Below are 19269 nucleotides of genomic sequence, written 5' to 3'. Positions count from 1 at the left end.
CCCATGGCAATCACCAGTGCAAACCAGCTGGAGCTTCTGCAAACCGCCGAGGCCGTTGCCCGCGAGAAGATGATCGACCCCGGTCTGGTGGTCGAAGCGATGGAAGAATCGCTCGCCCGTGCCGCCAAGTCGCGCTACGGGTCCGAGCTGGATATCCGCGTTCACATCGACCGCCGGACCGGCAAGGCGACCTTCACCCGCGTGCGTACCGTGGTTGAGGAGGTAGAGAACCACTTCACCGAACTGACCGTCCGCGACGCCCGCGCCTTCAAGGAAGACGTAGAGATCGGCGACGAGATCATCGACGAGGTTCCCCCGGTCGAGATGGGCCGGATCGCCGCGCAAAGCGCCAAGCAGGTGATCCTGCAAAAGGTGCGCGAGGCCGAGCGGGATCGCCAGTACGAAGAGTTCAAGGATCGCAAGGGCACGATCATCAACGGTCAGGTCAAGCGCGAGGAATATGGCAACGTCATCGTCGATATCGGCCGGGGCGAAGCGGTTCTGCGCCGGAACGAAAAGATTGGCCGCGAGAGCTATCGCCCGAATGACCGGATCCGCGTCTTCATCAAGGATGTGCGCCGCGAACCGCGTGGCCCGCAGATCTTCCTGTCGCGCACCGCGCCGGAATTCATGGCCGAGCTGTTCAAGATGGAAGTGCCGGAAATCTATGATGGCATCATCGAGATCAAGGCCGTCGCCCGTGACCCCGGTTCGCGCGCCAAGATCGCTGTCATTTCCTATGACAACTCGATTGACCCCGTCGGGGCCTGCGTCGGTATGCGCGGCAGCCGGGTTCAGGCCGTCGTGAATGAACTTCAGGGCGAAAAGATCGACATCATCCCGTGGAATGACGATCAGCCGACCTTCCTTGTGAACGCGCTGCAACCTGCGGAAGTGTCCAAGGTTGTTCTGGATGAAGACGCCGGTAAGATCGAAGTCGTGGTGCCGGACGATCAGCTGTCGCTGGCCATTGGCCGCCGCGGTCAGAACGTGCGGCTGGCTTCTCAGCTGACGGGGCTGGATATCGACATTCTGACCGAGGAAGAAGAAAGCGCCCGCCGTCAGGCCGAATTCGCCGAACGGACGCAGGTGTTCATGGACAGCCTCGACCTCGACGAGTTCTTCGCACAGCTTCTGGTCTCCGAAGGGTTCACCTCACTCGAAGAGGTTGCCTATGTGGAACTGGATGAACTGCTGGTCATCGAAGGCGTCGACGAAGACACCGCGAACGAGCTGCAGGCCCGTGCCCGCGACTACCTGGAAGAGCAGAACCGCAAGGCGCTGGAACAGGCCCGTGAACTGGGTGTGGAGCAGAGCCTTATTGATTTCGAAGGTCTGACCCCCCAGATGCTGGTGGCCCTTGGCGAAGACGATGTGAAAACGCTGGAAGATTTCGCAACCTGCGCCGATTGGGAACTGGCGGGCGGCTGGACCACTGTGGACGGTCAGCGCGTCAAGGACGATGGTCTGCTGGAAAAATTCGACGTGAGCCTCGAGGAAGCTCAGAACATGGTGATGACCGCACGCCTGCAACTGGGCTGGGTCACCATCGAGGAACTGGAGGCGCAAGCCGCAGCCGAAGCGGAAGCGGCGGCAGCCGAAGCAGCAGAAGAGGAGTCCGAGGCCTGATCTCAGGTCTCGGGAGCGCAGCCCATGACACGGGGCGGTCGAACCAAATCGCGCGATGAGGCCGAACGGCGCTGCATCGCCACCGGAGAAACCCAGCCCAAGGCCGGGTTGATCCGCTTTGTCGTGGGTCCGGGGGAGGTGATCTTCCCGGATATCGCGGAACGGTTGCCCGGTCGGGGCATCTGGGTTTCGGCCGATCCCGAGGCGCTGGCACTTGCGGTGAAGAAGAACCTCTTCAGCCGTGGGGCCAAGCAGAAGGTCAGTGTTCCTGCCGATCTGGCGGAACAGGTCGAAACCCTGCTGGCGCGCCGTGTGATCGAGCTAATCTCTCTGGCGCGAAAATCCGGCAAGGCCGTAGCCGGGTTTGAAAAAGTAAAAGGCTGGCTGGCGGATGGCCATGCCCGGGTTCTGTTCCAGGCCTCTGACGGCTCGGAGCGGGGAAAATCGAAACTCTGGACGCCGGAAGGGGGCCGATTTTTCGGCTGTTTGACGGCAGATGAATTGGGTTTGGCATTCGGGCGCCAACATGTGATACATGGCGCGCTTGCGGCTGGCGGACTCGAACGACGTGTAGTAGAGGAGGCCTCGAAGCTGCGAGGCCTGCGCGGCACATACGGCGAACATATCGCCGGGAAGGATACGAAAGACGTATGAGCGATCAAGACGGTAAAAAACCCCTCGGACTTTCTGGCGGCGCCCGCTCGGGCCGCGTGAACCAGAGCTTTTCGCGTGGGCGGACAAAGAGTGTGGTGGTGGAAACCAAGCGCAAACGCGTTGTGGTGCCCAAGCCGGGCTCATCCTCGTCCGGGCAGTCCGATGCGCCGCGTCGGCCTTCTGGTGTTTCCGACGCCGAGATGGAGCGCCGGCTGAAAGCCTTGCAGGCCGCCAAGGCCCGCGAGTCCGAAGAAGCCGAACGCCGCGAACGTGAAGAGCGCGAGCGCGAGGAAGAACGCGAACGCCGCCGTGCGGAGATTGAGGCCAAGGAACGCGAAGAACGCGAACGCGAGGAAGCGCTGAAAGCCAAGGCCGAAGAAGACGAGCGCCGCAAGCGCGAGGAAGAGGAACGCCGCGCCGCTGAACGTGCTGCACCCGCTGCTTCGCCGGCTGCGGATGCACCCGCCAGCGCTAAGGAAGACCGCACCGCGCGGCCCGTGCCGACCAAGACCGGCGCGCCGACCCCGGCCAAGCGGGACAACAAGGACCGCGACGATAAAGGCGGGCGCGGAAAAGGTGGCGAACGCGATGGTCGCCGGTCGGGCAAGCTGACCGTGAACCAAGCGCTGACCGGTGGCGAAGGCGGGCGTCAACGCTCCATGGCCGCCATGAAGCGCAAGCAGGAACGCGCGCGGCAGAAAGCCATGGGCGGTCACCAGGAACGCGAAAAGATCGTTCGTGACGTTCAGGTGCCAGAGGCCATCGTTGTCTCGGAACTGGCGAACCGCATGGCCGAACGTGTGGCCGATGTTGTGAAAGAGCTCATGAAGATGGGCATGATGGTCACCCAGAACCAGTCGATCGACCAGGACACCGCGGAACTGATCGTCGAGGAGTTCGGCCACCGCATGGTGCGCGTATCCGATTCCGACGTCGAAGACGTGATCGACACGGTCGAGGACAATCCGGACGACCTGAAGCCCCGTGCCCCGGTCATCACCATCATGGGCCACGTGGACCACGGCAAGACCTCGCTTCTGGATGCGATCCGCAACGCCAAGGTGGTTGCCGGTGAAGCGGGTGGGATCACCCAGCATATCGGCGCCTACCAGGTGACGACCGACGGCGGCCAGCTGCTGACCTTCCTCGATACACCCGGCCACGCCGCGTTTACCTCGATGCGGGCCCGTGGTGCGCAGGTGACGGATATCGTGGTTCTGGTTGTGGCCGCTGACGATGCGGTCATGCCGCAGACGGTCGAGGCGATCAATCACGCCAAGGCCGCCGGGGTTCCGATGATCGTGGCGATCAACAAGATCGACAAACCGGCTGCCGACCCGATGAAGGTGCGTACCGACCTGCTGCAACACGAGGTTGTCGTGGAACAGATGTCGGGCGAGGTTCAGGACGTGGAAGTGTCCGCCCATACCGGCCAGGGGCTTGATGAACTGCTTGATGCCATCGCGCTGCAAGCGGAAATCCTCGAGCTGAAGGCCAACCCTGATCGGGCTGCCTCTGGTGCTGTCATCGAAGCACAGCTCGATGTGGGTCGCGGCCCCGTGGCTACCGTGCTGGTTCAGAACGGCACGCTCAAACAGGGCGATATCTTCGTTGTGGGTGAGCAGTGGGGTAAAGTCCGTGCGCTGATCAACGACAAGGGTGATCGTGTGAAAGAGGCCGGGCCGTCGGTTCCGGTCGAGGTTCTTGGCCTCAATGGCACGCCCGAGGCGGGTGATGTTCTGAACGTGGTCGATACCGAGGCGCAGGCCCGTGAAATCGCGGATTACCGCGAACAGGCCGCCAAGGACCGCCGTGCCGCTGCCGGTGCTGCGACCACGCTCGATCAGCTGATGGCCAAGGCCAAGGCTGATCAGAACGTCGCCGAACTGCCGGTTCTGGTGAAGGCCGATGTGCAGGGCTCTGCCGAAGCCATCGCTCAGGCGCTGGAAAAGGTGGGCAACGAAGAGGTGCGCGTGCGCATCCTGCACTCGGGCGTCGGCGCCATCACCGAATCCGACATCGGCCTTGCCGAAGCATCGGGTGCACCGGTTATTGGCTTCAACGTCCGGGCCAACGCGCCTGCACGCAACGCCGCGAACCAGAAGGGTGTGGAAATCCGCTATTACTCGGTGATCTACGACCTTGTGGACGACGTGAAGAAAGCGGCCTCTGGCCTGCTCTCTGCCGAAGTGCGCGAGAACTTCATCGGTTATGCCGAGATCAAGGACACGTTCCGCGTGTCCGGTGTCGGCAATGTCGCTGGCTGTCTGGTGACCGAGGGTGTTGCCCGACGGTCCGCCGGTGTGCGCCTGCTGCGTGACAACGTGGTGATCCACGAAGGCACGCTGAAGACGCTCAAGCGCTTCAAGGACGAGGTCAAAGAAGTCCAGTCCGGCCAGGAATGCGGTATGGCATTTGAAAACTACGACGATGTGCGCAAGGGCGACGTCATCGAGATCTTCGAACGCGAGGAAGTCGAGCGGTCGCTGGACTGACGCCGTTGAGTCAGAACAGAAAAAGGGCGGCCTGTTGGGCCGCCCTTCTTCATTCTGACTGTTGTCAGGCTTAGTTGGACTCTTCTTCCATTTCTTCATCCATGGCCTCGGTTACGCCAAAGCTGGCGATGAAGGCATAGATGTCGCGCGCTTCATCCTCGCTGACGCGCTGCGGCGTCATGGTGGACCGTCCGCGTTCGCCGGTGAATTCGCTCAAGAAGTCGGTGGCGTTCGGCACATAGGCCGCGAAATTGTCTTCATCCCAGACCAGGCCCGCATCGTGAGCCGCCTCTGCCAGAGAAGAATAGCGGAAGCCTTCGATCGACCCGGATGCACGACCTGCGATCCGGTACAGGTTGGGGCCGGTGCGCCCGTTACGGCCAGCCAGAACGTTGTCGTCTTCATCGCGGACAACGTGGCAGGCCACGCAGTTCCGGTTGAACAGGTTTTCACCGGCCTCTGCGTCACCGGTCAGCTCCATTCCGTGGCTGTCGGCAAAAGCCATGGGCGCGGAAAGAAGCGCGGCGGCGAGTGTCAATTTGCGGATCATAGAATAGCTCCTCTATCTTGGCTGGCGGCACTATAGCGATTGTCTGACCGGAATGGTGCCGAACGAATTGTCACGGTCAAACAATTAGCGAACCTGAACGGAATGACCAGTGGGTGCGAGGTCTTGTCGCCACCCGCCGGGGGGGTCATATACGAATGAAGCAAGGAGATGACATGAGCAATTCCGACTTTCCCGGCTGGCACGGCACAACCATTATCGGCATTCGCAAAGGCGACGAGGTTGTCGTAGCTGGTGACGGACAGGTCAGCCTTGGCCAGACCGTGATCAAGGGCAGCGCCCGCAAGGTCCGCCGCCTGAAGCCCGGCGGGCACGAGGTTGTGGCCGGATTCGCCGGGTCCACCGCCGACGCCTTTACCTTGCTGGAACGCTTGGAAGCCAAGCTGGAGGCAACCCCCGGCCAACTGGCCCGCGCCAGCGTCGAACTGGCCAAGGACTGGCGGACCGACAAGTACCTGCAAAAGCTGGAGGCGATGCTGATCGTCACCGACGGGCGCGACCTGTTTGTCATCACTGGCGCGGGCGATGTGCTGGAACCCGAGCACGGGATTGCAGCGATCGGATCGGGCGGGAACTATGCGCTTGCCGCCGCCCGCGCTATGATCGACAGCGACATGGGGGCCGAAGATATCGCCCGCCGTGCCATGGCGATTGCCGCCGATATCTGCGTCTACACCAACGGCAACCTGACGGTGGAACGGATCGGCGCATGACCGGCGTCAACCGCGACGATATTCGCGCCGCCGTTGGCGCGGGAATGATTTCCGAGGCCCAGGCCGCGTCCCTTGTGGCGCTCTCCGACGCTCGGCGCGGTGTGCGGGAACATATGACCGGGCTTGATGAACCGTTCGAGCTGTTCAAGGGCTTCAACGAGATTTTCATCGTCGTGGGTCTGAGCATCTTTTTCGCAGGCTGGCTCGGGCTGACCGGGCTCAGCCTGTTCGAGATCACATCCATCGGCTACATCGCCACGATGGTCTATGCGGCTTTGGCTGCTGGTGCCGTCATTCTGCTGGCCCGCTATTTCACCCTCAAGCGCCGGATGGTTGCGCCCTCCATCGCGCTGGCGATCTTCTTTGGCATCTCGACGGCGCAGTTCGGCATGGGCCTCAGCTGGATGTTGCGGGGGGACCTGCCGATGACCCTGACACTTGGCGCCGGTCTGTCGACTGTGCTGCTGTGCGCCTATTACGCTGTGTTTCGTGTACCCTTTGCCATGGCGCTGATTGCGCTTGGCGTCTTTGCCACCTGCTTTGGCATCATCGCGATCGGTGGCACCCTGCCCGAAGATCCGCGCGACCTGTTTCTTCTGTCAGCCGAGGGCCCCTTCGCCGTCCTGACCATCGTGCTTGGCCTTGTCGGGCTTGCCGTCGCCCTGCGCTTTGACATGAGCGACCCGCATCGCGTGACGCGCCGGTCGTCCAGCGGCTTTTGGCTGCACGTCATTGCCGCCCCCGCCATCGTCAACACGGTATCCCTGACGCTCTTTGATATTGGAACCGTCACTGCGCAGCTGATGGTGCTGGTGTTCGTTCTGGCCATGGCGATCTTTGCCATCGCCATCGACCGCCGGTCCTTTCTGGTATCCGGTGTCGGCTATATCGTGGCGCTGGCCTTCACGGTAATGGAAGGCGCGGCCTTCCTGTCCATCTTCATGCTTGGCCTCGTGCTGATCGTCCTCGGCGCGCAATGGGAAAACATCCGCCGCGCCATCATGAACACCCTGCCGGGCTTCCCCGGCAAAACCCGCCTTCCCCCCTGGGACATTCTGACCCCTGAGGAGCCAATAACGTGACCGACCTGACCCCCCGCGAAATCGTGTCCGAGCTGGACCGCTTCATCATCGGCCAAAAGGATGCCAAACGCGCTGTCGCCGTGGCCCTGCGCAACAGGTGGCGGCGCAAGCAGTTGGGCGATGACCTGCGGGACGAGGTCTATCCCAAGAACATCCTGATGATCGGCCCCACCGGCGTCGGCAAGACCGAGATCAGCCGCCGCCTGGCCAAGCTTGCCCGCGCGCCCTTTATCAAGGTCGAGGCGACCAAGTTCACTGAAGTCGGCTATGTCGGCCGCGATGTGGAACAGATTATCCGCGATCTGGTGGATGCGGCGCAGATCATGGTGCGCGAACATATGCGTGAAGAGGTCAAGGCCAATGCCCATAACGCCGCCGAAGAGCGGGTGATCGAAGCCCTGGCCGGAACTGATGCCCGCGAACAGACGCGGGAGATGTTCCGCAAGAAACTGCGATCGGGTGAGCTGGACGACAAAGTGATCGAGCTGGAGATTGCCGATACATCCAACCCCATGGGCGGCATGTTCGAAATCCCCGGCCAACCCGGAATGGGTGCCATGGGCGGCGGCATGAATCTGGGCGACATCTTCGGCAAGGCCTTTGGCGGACGCACCGTGAAGCGGCGGATGACCGTTGCCTCCAGCTATGATGTGTTGATTGATGAAGAGGCCGACAAGCTGCTGGATCAGGAAACCGTGACGCGCGAGGCGGTGCGCGCGGTGGAACAGAACGGCATCGTCTTCATCGACGAGATCGACAAGGTGTCCGCCCGGTCCGATGCGCGGGGGGCTGATGTCAGCCGCGAAGGCGTGCAGCGCGACCTGTTGCCGTTGATCGAGGGCACGACCGTCAGCACCAAGCACGGGCCGGTCAAGACCGACCATATCCTGTTCATCGCCTCGGGTGCCTTCCATATCGCCAAACCCTCTGATCTGCTGCCCGAGCTTCAGGGGCGTCTGCCGATCCGGGTGGAGCTGCGGGCGCTGACCGAAGAGGATTTCGTGCGCATCCTGACGGAAACGGACAACGCCCTGACCCGGCAATACACCGCGCTGATGGCCACTGAAGAGGTGACCGTTACGTTTACCGAAGACGGGATAAAGGCGTTGGCTGCGATTGCCGCCGAGGTGAACACCAGCGTGGAAAATATCGGCGCGCGTCGGCTTTACACCGTGATGGAACGCGTCTTTGAAGAGCTGAGCTTTACGGCCCCCGACCGGGCGGGCGATGCCGTTGTCGTCGATGCCGCATTCGTGGAAAAGAATCTGGGCGAGCTGATGCGCTCTGCCGATCTGGGGCGCTACGTGCTATAGGGCGGGCAAACGCCCTGTTATTCCGGTTCTTTGCCCGTGACTCGTTTCCTTCTGGCCGCGCTTCTGTTTCTGACAGCCGCCTGCGGAACACCGCCGAACATCGCCATGGTCGCCCGCACCGTTCCGGATGCCGGGATGCGAACCGTGTTCGTGGCCACCAACAGAGCCTTCGAGGACCAGAGCTTCACGGCGGGTCGGGAAAGCGGGGTGGAATATGCGCGGTTTGATGTCTCTATTCCGCCGAATCGTGACTTGGGCGAGGTAACTTGGCCACGGGGCCAAGTGCCTGACCCGACAACCGATTTCGTTGTGACGGATGCTGGCAGCTATTCCAGCCCCACGGCTTTTCGTGCCGATATTCGCACGGCGCTAACCGCACTGCCGCCCGAAGATCGGGAGGTTGTGGTGTTCGTCCACGGCTACAACAACAATTTCGCCTCGGGCCTCTTCCGCATCGCGCAGATGGCCCATGACTATGACGCGCCCGGCCTGACCGCGCATTTCGCCTGGCCAAGCGCGGGCAACCCTTTCGGCTACGTGTTCGACCGGGAAAGTGCGGCGTTTTCACGGGATGCTCTGGAACAGTTCCTGCGCGACCTGCACGCTGCAGGGGCGCGGCGTATCCTTTTGGTGGGGCATTCACTTGGTGGCCATATCACCATGGAAACCCTGCGTCAGATCCGCATTTCAGGCGATGACGCCGTCTTGCAGTCCTTGTCCGGCATTGTGCTGATCTCACCAGATATCGACATAGAAGTGTTCCAGAGCCAGGCGCGTGCCGTGAACCCGCTGCCGCAGCCCTTCGTCGTCTTTACCTCGGCCAATGACCGCGCCTTGCGCCTGTCGGCAGGCATCACCGGGCGTCAGAACCGGCTTGGCAATCTGGGCACGGCAGAGGATGTGGCCGAGTTCAACATTCTGCTGGTCGATATCTCTGCCTTCCGATCCGGTGTCGGGGACTGGACCAATCATTCGACTCTGGTCACGTCGCCTTCGCTGATCCAGATGTTTCAGGGCCTGCCGGATATTGGAACAGGAAGCGGGGATATCCCGATTGATCTGGTCTCCGGGACGGTTCTGACGGTCAGGAACGCCACGCAAATCCTGTTGTCGCCGGTGGGACAATGACCGCCGCGCTGTCCTTCCTAAGGGACAATGCAGCGTTTCTGCTGGCCGGGGCCTTGCTGAGTTTCACCTCCAGTTTCGGGCAGACCTTCTTCATCTCGATCTTCGCAGGCGAGATCATGTCCACCTTTTCCCTGTCTGACGGGGATTGGGGGTTGATCTACTCGCTCGGCACCACGGCATCGGCCGTCGTCATGGTCTGGTCCGGGGTTCTGACCGACCGGCTGCGGGTCAGGGTGCTGGGGGCCATTGTTTTCGCCGGTCTGGCCTTCGCGTGCCTGTTCATGGCGTTCAATCCCTATGCCGCGCTTCTGCCCCTGTCCATCTTCCTTCTGCGCTTTACCGGGCAGGGCATGACAAGCCACATCGCGATGGTCGCCATGGCCCGCTGGTTCGTGGCAACGCGGGGCAAGGCGCTGGCCATCGCGGCCTCGGGCTATGCCGTGGGCGAGGCGATCTTGCCGGTTATGTTCGTGGCCGCCATGACCCTGATCGACTGGCACTATCTGTGGATGGTAGCAGCCCTGTTCATCCTGCTGATGTTGCCGGTGATGCAAAGGCTGCTGCGCCAGGAACGTACCCCGCAGTCGCTTGCTGAAAGCGACACGGCGCTTGGAATGGACAGGCGGCACTGGACCCGAAAGGAGATGCTGCGTCATCCACTGTTCTGGCTCGTGCTGCCCTCGATCCTGGGGCCATCGGCCTTCGTCACCGCGCTGTTTTTCCAGCAGGTACATCTGGCAGAGGTCAAGGGTTGGAGCCATGTGGGCTTTGTCGCGCTGTTCCCGGTCTATACGGTCGTATCGACGCTGTTCATGCTGTTGGCGGGGTGGGCGATCGACAGGTTTGGCACCAAACGGCTGATGCCGTTCTACCAGATCCCCATTGCGATCAGCTTCGTGGTGATGGCAAGCGCAGAGTCCCTATGGGGCGCGGCGCTGGCCTTTGCCCTGATGGCCATGACAACGGGGGCGAATTCGACGCTTCCCTCCGCCTTCTGGGCGGAGTTCTACGGCACGCGCCATATCGGCGGGATCAAGTCCATCGCCACGGCTGCGATGGTCCTTGGCTCTGCCATCGGGCCTGCAATTTCGGGGGTGTTGATTGATCGGGGCATCACCTTCCCCGAGCAGATGCTGGGAATCACAATGTGGTTCCTGCTGGCCTCAGCCCTGATCTGGTTCGGGGTGACGACCGCTGCCCGCAGCCTAGCGCGCCCGGCGTAGATAGACGTAGTAGGCGCCCGTTCCACCGTGGCGGATATGCGCCTCTCTGATATCCAGTACGACACGGCCAAGCGGCGGCATATGCAGCCAGTTGGGAACCTGATGTTTCAGCACCCCGCGCCGGATCGGGATGGGGCCGGGATCGTCGCGATCCTTGCCCTTGCCGGTGATCACCAGAACCAGCCTGAGACCATCGTCATAGGCATCCAGAATGAACCGTGTCAGAACCGGATGCGCCTGCGCCAGCGTCATCCCGTGCAGGTCGATCCGTGCCTCTGGCTTCAGCTTGCCGCGCAGCATCTTCTTGTGGGTGCCGTGATCCATCCTAACCGGGGCATGGGCCAGCCGTTCAGAAACCGAGGGCGCAAGCTGACTGCCGGGCATTGCGTTTGTCGCGGCTTCCCCAATGCGGAAATCGCTGACTTCGAAGCTTTGCTTGTGCTTCGGTTTCGGGTGGGGCCGGTCCGGTGCGGGGACGGCGTCTTCCTTCGGCTTCTGGGGCCTCGCGGCGGTGACCGTTCGCGTCACGGCGGACCACAGCTTGCGGTCCTCCGCGCTGAGTGTTCTGGGCCTTCTTCGCGACATATCAGGCGTCCGGGACCATCAGATTGGCCAGCTCGATCGGCATCAGCACGATCATCCGTCCGGGGTCGCGAATCCGTCCTGCCTCCAGCCCGGCCTCGTCCCCGAAGCCATAGAACACATCCGCCCGTTGCGCACCCTGGATCGCTGATCCCGTGTCCTGTGCGATCATCAGGCGGCGGAGCGGGCTTTCGCCATCCTTTTCGATCCAAACCGGCGCGCCAAGCGGCGTAAACCGAGGATCGACCGCAATCGACCGCATCGGCGTGATGGATCGGTTCATCGCGCCAAGCGGCCCATCATCCGCGTTTCGCGTGCGGATCACCCGGAAGAACACGTAGGACGGGTTGTGATAGAGCAGTTCGCGCCCCGCGGTCGGGTTACGCCTGACCCAGGACCCGATCACCTGTGCCGACACTTGGTGGGGCTGATAGATGCCGCGGCGGATCAGTTCCTGCCCGATGGAACGGTATTCATGCCCATTGCGGCCAGCATAGCCCACGCGGATCACGCGCCCATCGGGCAGGCGAATGCGGCCAGACCCCTGAATTTGCAGAAAGAACAGCTCTACCGCGTCATCAACCCAAGCGATTTCCAGCCCCTGACCCTCTAACAGCCCGTCCTGTTCAATCTCGCGGCGGGTATGCCATGGCTCCACCACATCTGGCGGCATGCGATAGACGGGGAACCGGTAACGAGAGGTTGGGGTCAACGATCCGCTCAGTTCCGGCTCAAAATAGCCCGTAAACAGCGCGGGTTCATCGCCACCGATCAGAACCGGGCGAAAGAACAGCTCAAAGAATGTGCGGGCATTGGGCTGCTGCTGCGCGACGGCGCAAAGACGCAGCCATTCACCATCGTCCATGTCGGGACAGGTGTTCAGAAAGACCTCAAGCGCGGCTTGATGATCGTCCTCGGCCCATCCGTCGAGATCGTCGAAGCTGAGTATCTGTGCGTTGTGCTGTGCCATCACAGGGGCACAAAACAGGGTCGCGGCGGACAAGACCAGAGAAAAAAACCCGCCGCGCATGGGGGATCACCCGCCGGTTGCGACCAGAACCCAATTGGGATCGGAACTGCCCATGGAGCGGGCAAAGGTCCAGACATCGCGCTGACGCTTGATCGCATTGGGGTCACCCTCGACCAGCTCACCCGCCGCATTGCGCACGGCAGAGGTCAGCTCGCCCACGAAACGCACGGTGACTTCGGCCATATTGTCGGCGCGGTCAAAACTCGCGTCCTGCAAGGCCAGTTCCCGCACCCCGACGAAATTCGCGTCGATGGACAGGCCTTGTTCCTCACGGTTGCGGATCACCTCTTCGAAGGTTTCCATCACGTCCTCGGCCAGGAACGGGCGCAGCCCTTCGACATCGCCGTTTTCAAAGGCCATGAGGATCATCTCATAGGCGCCACGGGCGCCTTGCAGAAACTCCGATACGGAGAAGCCCGGCTCGGCCATCTTCATCGCGGCAAGCGCCTTGGCGGCATCGGTGCCATCGTCTACATGATCGGTGATATCGCGGTCGGGGCCACCCTCGATCACTTCGAAATCCCGGCGCGCGGGGCTTCGGCGCGCGGGCGCTTCCGCATGCGGGTTCTCGTAACCGTCTCGCGTGCCAAGAACGCTGCGCAACTTCAGGATCAGGAAAATCGCGATCCCGGCCAACACCAGAAGCTGCAGTAGGGAATTCATGTGGGAACCTCTTTCGGGCGGGTGGGGTTAAATCTTGCGGCTCGATGGCACATATGTAGGCGCGGGGGGCGGTCAAGTCCATGTGCCAACCGCTGCCCGGATCGAAGAAAGGACGCAAGATGTGGCTGTTTTTCCTGTTTATCGGCGTTCCGCTGATTGAAATCGCCCTGTTTATACAGGTGGGCGGGCTGATCGGGCTGTGGCCAACACTTGGAATTGTGGTGTTGACTGCTGTTCTCGGCTCCATGCTGGTCCGGTCGCAGGGCGCGCAGGCCATGGCCAATCTTCGCAACAGTTTCAATGACCTGAACGACCCGACTGAGCCTCTGGCCCATGGTGCCATGATCCTGTTTTCGGGTGCGCTGCTGCTGACGCCGGGCTTCTTCACCGACGCGCTTGGCTTTGCGCTGCTGGTACCGGGTTTTCGGAATCTGGTCCTCCGAGAGCTGCGCAAGCGGGTCAAGGTGGAATCTGTCGTCGCCGGGCAGCAGCAATGGACCCAGACCCGCCAGGGCCCCGATGTGATCATCGAAGGGGAATACGAGGTGGACGAGAACCCGCAGCGAAACGGGCCTTCTGGCTGGACTCGGCATTGAGGCGGTCGGATTCACCTGATACACCGCGTTCAGCCTTTTAAAACCGGAGTTACCAATGGCCGAAGAAAACGGGACTCAAGCCCCCGAAGGCGCCGCACAGGCCCCCGTCCTGCCCAAGATGCAGGTCCTTGCCCAGTTCATCCGCGATATGTCTTTCGAGAATATCGCCGCGCAGAAATCCCTGCAGGGCAACACGCAGCCCGAAATTCAGGTTCAGGTCGGTGTCGAAGCGCGCAAGCGTCAGACCGAGAACCAGTATGATGTTGTCGTCAAACTGAAGATCGACAACAAAACCAAGGATGATGGCGCGCAGATTTTCCTGATCGAGCTGGATTATGCCGGCGTTTTCCAAATCGAGAACGTGAACGAGCAGCAGCTGCATCCGTTCCTGCATATCGAATGCCCTCGGATGCTGTTCCCGTTCATTCGCCGCATCGTGTCCGACATCTCGCGCGATGGTGGCTACCCGCCGCTGAACCTCGACAACATGGATTTCGTGCAGATCTATCGCAACCAGCTGGCCCGCGTCGCGCAGACCAAGCCGCACGCGGACGCGTGATCAGCCGAATTTCTTCCAGACAGCGCCGTCGCCCATCTCCTCTACAAAGGATGCATGGGCGGCGGCTTCTTCTTGGCTGATCCTTGAGAGCAGCGGAGTGGGCCGTGGTTTCGGGCGCCAGGCTTCGGTCGGTTGACCGGTTGATGTGGTTTCCACGCGCGCTGACAAGGCGAAATCTGGCTGACGCCCGCCGATCAGTTCCAGATAGACCTCTGCCAGAATTTCAGAGTCGAGCAGCGCGCCGTGCAGCGTCCGCGATGAATTGTCGATCCCGAAGCGGCGGCAAAGCGCATCGAGCGAGGCAGGCGAGCCGGGAAACTTCTTGCGGGCAATTGCCAGCGTATCGACGGCGCGTTCCCATGGGATCTGCGGCAGGTTCAGCCAACGCAACTCCGCATTAAGAAACTTCATGTCGAAGCTGGCATTATGGATGACCAGCTTGGAATCCATGCCGACGAAATCGAGGAATCTCTGCCCGAAAGCCGCAAAAACGGGTTTGTCTTTCAGCGTCACCTCACCGGGGTTCGGGGCGCGCGGGCCGGATTCCAGCAGGTCAGGCCCGATCCCATGCACGCCGAATGCTTCATCCGGCATGGACCGTTCGGGGTTGATATAGACGTGAAACGTTTCGCCCGTGGGCAGGTGATTATAGAGCTCGATCGCTCCGATCTCGACGATCCGATCCCCTGATTCAGGGTCAAATCCGGTGGTTTCCGTGTCGAGCACGATTTCACGCATGGTGTTCCCCTGTCAGCCTGTCGATCAGTTTCATCACGTCCGCACGGGTGCTGTCCAGATCGTAGGTCTCGATCACGAAATCAGCACGGGCGCGTTTCTCGGCATCGGGCGTCTGGCGCGCGAGGATGGAGGCGAACATCTCCTCGGTCATGGTTTCCCGTGCCAACACGCGTCTGCGCTGTTCATCAGAATCGACCGACACGACAAGCACACCGTCCATGTTGGCGGCCGATCCGGTTTCAAAAAGCAGGGGGATGTCCAGAACGATCAGAGGCGCGGCGGTGTTGGCGGCGATGAAGTCTGCGCGATCAGCGGCGACAAGAGGGTGCACGATCTTTTCCAACTGCGCCAGCGCTGTGTCATCCCGCGCAATCCAGGCTTTCAGCGCGTCGCGGTCCACTTTTCCGATGGCGGTCGCATCGGGGCAGACTTTGCTGATTGGTTCCACCGCCGCACCGCCCTTGGCATAGATCCGGTGCACGGCCGCATCTGCATCCCAGACCGGCACACCGGCCTCGCGGAAAAACTGGGCTGTGGTGGATTTCCCCATGCCGATAGAACCGGTGAGGCCGAGAATATAGCTCATTCCCCCAACACCACCGCGCGCAACTCGTCATCAACCTCCGGTTTCACACCGAACCAGCGTTCAAAGCCCGGCGCGGCCTGATGCAACAGCATTCCCAGCCCGTCGACCGTGTGACAGCCGCGCGCCCCAGCTTCTTCCAGAAGTTCCGTCCGCAACGGGGTGTAAACGATATCATTCACGACGGTCGCGGGGTTCAACCGGTCCAGGTCGATATGAAGGGGCTGTTTGCCCACCATCCCGAGCGATGTCGTGTTCACCAGCAGCGCGACCTCGTCCAGCACGTTGGGGATGCGCGTCCAGTCCGCGACATGGACCTTGGCTCCGAAATGATCCTGAAGGGCTTCCGCTCGGGCGCGGGTGCGATTGACGAGAAACACATGCGGGCAGCCATCGGACAACAGCGCCGAGACCACGGCCCGGGCAGCACCACCGGCGCCCAGAACAAGCGCGGGACCTTCTGAAGCCGACCATCCCGGCGTATATTGCTTGATGTTTTCCATGAAGCCGACGCCGTCGGTATTATCAGCCTGCAATTTGCCATTCGCCGTATAGGTCAGCGTATTGGCCGCCCCGATCAGCGCCGCGCGGTCGGTCACGGAATCGGCGATCTGCAGCACGGTTTCCTTGTGGGGAATCGTGACATTGACGCCCTTGAACCCAAGGTCGGGCAGCAGGCGCAGCGTGTCATGCAGCCGTTCACGGGTGACGTGTAATGGCACGTAATGCCCGTCGATCCCATAGCGCCACAGCCAATGGCCATGCAGCCGGGGGGACCGGCTATGCGCGATCGGGTCGCCGATCACCCCGGCCAGCAACAGCTTTTCTGTCATCCCTCGATCTCTCCCTTTTGGGTCAGGAACCCGATGAGTTCCAGAAGTGGCAGACCCAGAACGGTAAAGTAGTCCCCTTCAATACGGCTGAAAAGCCGTGCGCCCTCTTCTTCCAGCTTATAGCTGCCCACACTGTCCCCGATCCCCGGCCAGTTCCGGGCCAAATAGGCCACCAGATAGTCGTCACTGATCTCGCGCATCAACAGACGGACCTGACCGACATAGCGCCAGACAGGCTCGGCCCTGGAATAGACAACGACGGCAGAGAGCAGCTTGTGCTGCTTTCCACGCAGCGCGCGCAGTTGGTTGGCTGCTTCTTCATTGCTGGTGGGTTTGGACAGGATCTTCCCCTGAAACTCCAACACCTGATCCGATCCGATCACCGTGGCATCCGGGTGTTTTTCAGCGATCTTGCGGGCTTTGAATTCGGCCAAAGCGTCTGCTACATCGCGTGGGGTCGCATCCTCGGCCAGCAAAGCCGCCTTGATTGCGTCCTCGTCAATGCGCGCGGGCAGGGCGGTGAAGGGGATGCCGGCATTGGTCAGCAGTGTCTGCCGGATGGCGGAGCTTGAGGCCAGAATGATCTGCGTCATTGGATAACTCTATGAACAAGTCTGGGGCCAAGCCCGGGAATGGGTTCTGTATATCTTCGACTTCCCTGATCATCCAAGCCCGGATCGCCCTTCCACGGTGTTTTGCCCAAGTGTTTTCCACGGGGACAGTTCATCACCAGCAAGACGGGGATTGGTTTGATGTTGATGGAGTCAGGCACAGGTTCTCCCATGGTTGTTCACAAGATGTTTCCTCATAAATACTTGATATTAAATTATTATTATCCATATTCCACAGGGCTTATCCATTAAGGTGTGGGAAGGAAAACCCTGTGGAGAACTCTCTGAATTCTTCCGGTCAAACCCGGTTTTCCCAGTTATCCCCGGTACAACAACCACATCATCTTTTCTTTTAAATAAATATATTTATTGAAGGGAGGAGAGAACGGAGCGACCCATGATCGGTGATTTTCTGGCGGCAGCCTATCCCTGGACCAAGAGCCTGCATGTGATGTCTGTGCTGGCCTGGATGGCTGGACTGTTCTATCTGCCGCGTCTCTTCGTCTATCACACCGAACAGGTGGGCCAGGGCAATGACACCGACCGGCTCTTCCAGACCATGGAATACAAACTGCTGCGGGTGATCATGAACCCCGCGATGATCGCCACCTGGGTCTTTGGCCTCGCGCTCGTCTTCACACCGGGGATCGTCTATTGGGGTGACGTCTGGCCGTGGACTAAAGCGGCGGCTGTGCTGGGGATGACGTGGTTTCATCATTGGCTGGCCCTGCGTCGCAAGGACTTCACCAAGGGCGAAAATATTCGCACGGGTCGGACCTATCGGATGATGAACGAGGTTCCGACGCTGCTGATGGTGGTGATCGTGATTTCCGTCATCGCCAGGCCGTTTTCCTAAGCCCGGTTGACTTAACCCACGGCTTTCCTTATCTCGCTTGTCAACTTGGCCGTCCGGCCTTGCTGCTTCCCTATGAATACCGACACGCGGCATGCCTGAAACAGGGCAGGGCCAGCCGAGGGACTATTTTCCATGACTACTGAAACTCTGAACCTGGCTGATCTGAAAGCCAAATCTCCCAAAGACCTTCTGGCGATGGCCGAAGAGCTGGACATTGAAAACGCCTCGACCATGCGTAAGGGCGAGATGATGTTCCAGATCCTCAAGGAGCGCGCTGAAGAGGGGTGGGAGATCTCTGGCGACGGTGTGCTGGAGGTGCTTCAGGACGGGTTCGGGTTTTTGCGCTCGCCCGAGGCAAACTATCTGCCGGGCCCCGATGACATTTACGTCTCGCCCGACATGATCCGCCAGCATTCCTTGCGCACCGGTGACACGGTTGAGGGTGTGATCCACGCCCCGCGCGAAAACGAACGCTATTTCGGGCTGGTGAAGGTTGCCCAGATCAATTTCGAAGATCCGGAACGCGCCCGCCACAAGATCAACTTCGACAACCTGACGCCGCTCTATCCCGATGAGCGGCTGAAGATGGAAATCGACGATCCGACCATCAAGGATCGCTCCGCCCGCATCATCGACCTTGTGTCGCCAATCGGGAAAGGCCAGCGGTCGCTAATCGTCGCTCCGCCGCGTACGGGTAAGACGGTGCTTCTGCAGAACATCGCGACGTCGATCGAGAAGAACCACCCGGAATGCTATCTGATCGTCCTGCTGATCGACGAACGCCCGGAAGAGGTGACGGACATGCAGCGGTCTGTGAAGGGTGAGGTGATTTCCTCGACCTTCGACGAACCGGCCACCCGTCACGTGGCCGTGGCCGAGATGGTCATCGAAAAAGCCAAACGTCTGGTGGAACACAAGCGCGACGTGGTCATCTTGCTCGACTCGATCACTCGTCTTGGCCGCGCCTATAACACCACGGTCCCCAGCTCTGGCAAAGTGCTGACCGGTGGTGTGGATGCGAACGCCCTGCAACGCCCAAAACGCTTCTTCGGCGCCGCGCGCAATATCGAAGAGGGCGGGTCGCTGACCATCATCGCCACTGCGCTGATCGACACCGGCAGCCGTATGGACGAGGTGATCTTCGAAGAATTCAAGGGCACCGGTAACTCGGAAATCGTGCTTGACCGCAAGGTCGCCGACAAGCGCGTCTTTCCGGCGATGGACATCCTCAAGTCCGGTACTCGGAAAGAGGACCTGCTGGTCGACTCCAAAGACCTGCACAAGACTTTCCTGCTGCGACGCATCCTGAACCCGATGGGCACGACAGATGCCATCGAGTTCCTGATTTCCAAGCTCAAGCAGACCAAGACGAACGCCGAATTCTTCGACTCGATGAACAGCTGACCCCGCGGA

At 60.9% G+C, this 19269-nt stretch carries 20 protein-coding genes; 12 read left to right on the top strand and 8 right to left on the bottom strand.

Annotated elements, in window-relative coordinates:
- Positions 1-3: 3 nt before the first annotated feature.
- The 3 genes from nusA to infB are packed head-to-tail and all read left to right on the top strand — an operon-like array spanning position 4 to position 4778.
- Positions 4-1629: a transcription termination factor NusA gene (nusA, locus tag ACOOEX_RS19720; RefSeq protein WP_420396421.1), complete on the top strand. Its 1626-nt coding sequence runs from the start codon at positions 4-6 to the stop codon at positions 1627-1629.
- A gap of 24 nt (positions 1630-1653) precedes the next feature.
- Positions 1654-2283 carry an RNA-binding protein gene (locus tag ACOOEX_RS19715; protein ID WP_420396420.1) on the top strand — a complete coding sequence of 210 codons (630 nt, stop codon included), beginning with the start codon at positions 1654-1656 and terminating at the stop codon, positions 2281-2283.
- Positions 2280-4778 carry a translation initiation factor IF-2 gene (gene infB / locus ACOOEX_RS19710; RefSeq protein ID WP_420396419.1) on the top strand — a complete coding sequence of 833 codons (2499 nt, stop codon included), beginning with the start codon at positions 2280-2282 and terminating at the stop codon, positions 4776-4778. The genes ACOOEX_RS19715 and infB overlap by 4 nt, the downstream gene beginning before the upstream one ends.
- A 70-nt stretch (positions 4779-4848) precedes the next feature.
- Here the strand turns inward: infB and ACOOEX_RS19705 are convergent, their stop codons facing one another.
- On the bottom strand, positions 4849-5328 hold the full coding sequence (locus ACOOEX_RS19705) for a c-type cytochrome (protein WP_420396418.1): 480 nt from the start codon (positions 5326-5328) through the stop codon (positions 4849-4851).
- A 173-nt stretch (positions 5329-5501) separates the two neighbouring features.
- On the opposite strand from ACOOEX_RS19705, the gene hslV reads away from it, so the two are divergent.
- Genes hslV through ACOOEX_RS19680 form a run of 5 tightly spaced genes read left to right on the top strand, consistent with a single transcriptional unit; the run spans position 5502 to position 10805 of the window.
- A complete protein-coding gene (gene hslV, locus ACOOEX_RS19700; RefSeq protein WP_306044404.1) occupies positions 5502-6059 on the top strand; it encodes an ATP-dependent protease subunit HslV in 558 nt (185 codons plus the stop codon).
- Entirely contained in the window at positions 6056-7141 is a 1086-nt protein-coding gene (locus ACOOEX_RS19695; protein WP_420396417.1) for a hypothetical protein, read from the top strand. Before hslV ends, ACOOEX_RS19695 begins: the two co-directional genes overlap by 4 nt.
- Complete coding sequence (gene hslU / locus ACOOEX_RS19690) at positions 7138-8454, top strand: ATP-dependent protease ATPase subunit HslU (protein ID WP_420396416.1); 1317 nt, start codon at positions 7138-7140, stop codon at positions 8452-8454. Before ACOOEX_RS19695 ends, hslU begins: the two co-directional genes overlap by 4 nt.
- Positions 8455-8490: 36 nt before the next feature.
- Entirely contained in the window at positions 8491-9582 is a 1092-nt protein-coding gene (locus ACOOEX_RS19685) for an alpha/beta hydrolase (RefSeq protein ID WP_420396415.1), read from the top strand.
- Positions 9579-10805 (top strand): MFS transporter, encoded by a 1227-nt coding sequence (locus ACOOEX_RS19680; RefSeq protein WP_420396414.1) that lies wholly within the window; start codon positions 9579-9581, stop codon positions 10803-10805. The genes ACOOEX_RS19685 and ACOOEX_RS19680 overlap by 4 nt, the downstream gene beginning before the upstream one ends.
- Here the strand turns inward: ACOOEX_RS19680 and ACOOEX_RS19675 are convergent.
- The 3 genes from ACOOEX_RS19675 to ACOOEX_RS19665 all read right to left on the bottom strand — a co-directional run bounded on the left by ACOOEX_RS19675 (position 10788) and on the right by ACOOEX_RS19665 (position 13080).
- The gene (locus ACOOEX_RS19675; RefSeq protein WP_420396413.1) at positions 10788-11390 is read right to left on the bottom strand and encodes a Smr/MutS family protein; all 603 of its coding nucleotides are present in this window, start codon (positions 11388-11390) and stop codon (positions 10788-10790) included. The two genes, ACOOEX_RS19680 and ACOOEX_RS19675, sit on opposite strands and share 18 nt — an antisense overlap.
- 1 nt (position 11391) lies before the next feature.
- Entirely contained in the window at positions 11392-12357 is a 966-nt protein-coding gene (locus ACOOEX_RS19670; RefSeq protein WP_420396412.1) for a murein transglycosylase A, read from the bottom strand.
- A 66-nt stretch (positions 12358-12423) separates the two neighbouring features.
- On the bottom strand, positions 12424-13080 hold the full coding sequence (locus ACOOEX_RS19665) for a Tim44/TimA family putative adaptor protein (protein WP_420396411.1): 657 nt from the start codon (positions 13078-13080) through the stop codon (positions 12424-12426).
- 119 nt (positions 13081-13199) lie between these two features.
- Between ACOOEX_RS19665 and ACOOEX_RS19660 the strand changes: the two genes are divergently transcribed.
- The gene (locus ACOOEX_RS19660; RefSeq protein ID WP_420396410.1) at positions 13200-13676 is read left to right on the top strand and encodes an FxsA family protein; all 477 of its coding nucleotides are present in this window, start codon (positions 13200-13202) and stop codon (positions 13674-13676) included.
- Positions 13677-13731: 55 nt separating this feature from the next.
- Positions 13732-14235: a protein-export chaperone SecB gene (secB, locus tag ACOOEX_RS19655; protein WP_071691693.1), complete on the top strand. Its 504-nt coding sequence runs from the start codon at positions 13732-13734 to the stop codon at positions 14233-14235.
- Here the strand turns inward: secB and dnaQ are convergent, their stop codons facing one another.
- Genes dnaQ through ACOOEX_RS19635 form a run of 4 tightly spaced genes read right to left on the bottom strand, consistent with a single transcriptional unit; the run spans position 14236 to position 16982 of the window.
- Positions 14236-14973 (bottom strand): DNA polymerase III subunit epsilon, encoded by a 738-nt coding sequence (gene dnaQ, locus ACOOEX_RS19650; RefSeq protein WP_420396409.1) that lies wholly within the window; start codon positions 14971-14973, stop codon positions 14236-14238. It lies immediately after the preceding gene.
- The gene (gene coaE, locus ACOOEX_RS19645; RefSeq protein WP_420396408.1) at positions 14966-15559 is read right to left on the bottom strand and encodes a dephospho-CoA kinase; all 594 of its coding nucleotides are present in this window, start codon (positions 15557-15559) and stop codon (positions 14966-14968) included. The genes dnaQ and coaE overlap by 8 nt, the downstream gene beginning before the upstream one ends.
- Complete coding sequence (locus ACOOEX_RS19640) at positions 15556-16389, bottom strand: shikimate dehydrogenase (RefSeq protein WP_420396407.1); 834 nt, start codon at positions 16387-16389, stop codon at positions 15556-15558. Before ACOOEX_RS19640 ends, coaE begins: the two co-directional genes overlap by 4 nt.
- Positions 16386-16982 carry a Maf family protein gene (locus ACOOEX_RS19635; protein WP_420396406.1) on the bottom strand — a complete coding sequence of 199 codons (597 nt, stop codon included), beginning with the start codon at positions 16980-16982 and terminating at the stop codon, positions 16386-16388. Before ACOOEX_RS19635 ends, ACOOEX_RS19640 begins: the two co-directional genes overlap by 4 nt.
- A 415-nt stretch (positions 16983-17397) precedes the next feature.
- Between ACOOEX_RS19635 and hemJ the strand changes: the two genes are divergently transcribed.
- On the top strand, positions 17398-17856 hold the full coding sequence (gene hemJ, locus ACOOEX_RS19630) for a protoporphyrinogen oxidase HemJ (protein ID WP_420396405.1): 459 nt from the start codon (positions 17398-17400) through the stop codon (positions 17854-17856).
- A 132-nt stretch (positions 17857-17988) separates the two neighbouring features.
- Positions 17989-19260, top strand: coding sequence for a transcription termination factor Rho (gene rho, locus ACOOEX_RS19625; protein ID WP_071691699.1), 1272 nt, complete (start codon positions 17989-17991; stop codon positions 19258-19260).
- Positions 19261-19269: the final 9 nt, after the last annotated feature.

This window comes from Nioella sp. (genome assembly GCF_965215655.1).
In the GTDB taxonomy this organism is placed as follows: Bacteria; Pseudomonadota; Alphaproteobacteria; order Rhodobacterales; family Rhodobacteraceae; genus Nioella.
This window is presented reverse-complemented; position numbering and strand designations above follow the sequence as displayed.

What these genes read in the sequence shown, in the direction of transcription:
- nusA (WP_420396421.1), top strand. Translation starts at nt 4, where the DNA reads ATGGCAATCACCAGTGCAAACCAGCTGGAGCTTCTGCAAACCGCCGAG.
- ACOOEX_RS19715 (WP_420396420.1), top strand. Translation starts at nt 1,654, where the DNA reads ATGACACGGGGCGGTCGAACCAAATCGCGCGATGAGGCCGAACGGCGC.
- infB (WP_420396419.1), top strand. Translation starts at nt 2,280, where the DNA reads ATGAGCGATCAAGACGGTAAAAAACCCCTCGGACTTTCTGGCGGCGCC.
- ACOOEX_RS19705 (WP_420396418.1), bottom strand. Translation starts at nt 5,328, where the DNA reads ATGATCCGCAAATTGACACTCGCCGCCGCGCTTCTTTCCGCGCCCATG.
- hslV (WP_306044404.1), top strand. Translation starts at nt 5,502, where the DNA reads ATGAGCAATTCCGACTTTCCCGGCTGGCACGGCACAACCATTATCGGC.
- ACOOEX_RS19695 (WP_420396417.1), top strand. Translation starts at nt 6,056, where the DNA reads ATGACCGGCGTCAACCGCGACGATATTCGCGCCGCCGTTGGCGCGGGA.
- ACOOEX_RS19680 (WP_420396414.1), top strand. Translation starts at nt 9,579, where the DNA reads ATGACCGCCGCGCTGTCCTTCCTAAGGGACAATGCAGCGTTTCTGCTG.
- ACOOEX_RS19675 (WP_420396413.1), bottom strand. Translation starts at nt 11,390, where the DNA reads ATGTCGCGAAGAAGGCCCAGAACACTCAGCGCGGAGGACCGCAAGCTG.
- ACOOEX_RS19670 (WP_420396412.1), bottom strand. Translation starts at nt 12,357, where the DNA reads ATGGCACAGCACAACGCACAGATACTCAGCTTCGACGATCTCGACGGA.
- ACOOEX_RS19665 (WP_420396411.1), bottom strand. Translation starts at nt 13,080, where the DNA reads ATGAATTCCCTACTGCAGCTTCTGGTGTTGGCCGGGATCGCGATTTTC.
- ACOOEX_RS19660 (WP_420396410.1), top strand. Translation starts at nt 13,200, where the DNA reads ATGTGGCTGTTTTTCCTGTTTATCGGCGTTCCGCTGATTGAAATCGCC.
- secB (WP_071691693.1), top strand. Translation starts at nt 13,732, where the DNA reads ATGGCCGAAGAAAACGGGACTCAAGCCCCCGAAGGCGCCGCACAGGCC.
- dnaQ (WP_420396409.1), bottom strand. Translation starts at nt 14,973, where the DNA reads ATGCGTGAAATCGTGCTCGACACGGAAACCACCGGATTTGACCCTGAA.
- coaE (WP_420396408.1), bottom strand. Translation starts at nt 15,559, where the DNA reads ATGAGCTATATTCTCGGCCTCACCGGTTCTATCGGCATGGGGAAATCC.
- ACOOEX_RS19640 (WP_420396407.1), bottom strand. Translation starts at nt 16,389, where the DNA reads ATGACAGAAAAGCTGTTGCTGGCCGGGGTGATCGGCGACCCGATCGCG.
- ACOOEX_RS19635 (WP_420396406.1), bottom strand. Translation starts at nt 16,982, where the DNA reads ATGACGCAGATCATTCTGGCCTCAAGCTCCGCCATCCGGCAGACACTG.
- hemJ (WP_420396405.1), top strand. Translation starts at nt 17,398, where the DNA reads ATGATCGGTGATTTTCTGGCGGCAGCCTATCCCTGGACCAAGAGCCTG.
- rho (WP_071691699.1), top strand. Translation starts at nt 17,989, where the DNA reads ATGACTACTGAAACTCTGAACCTGGCTGATCTGAAAGCCAAATCTCCC.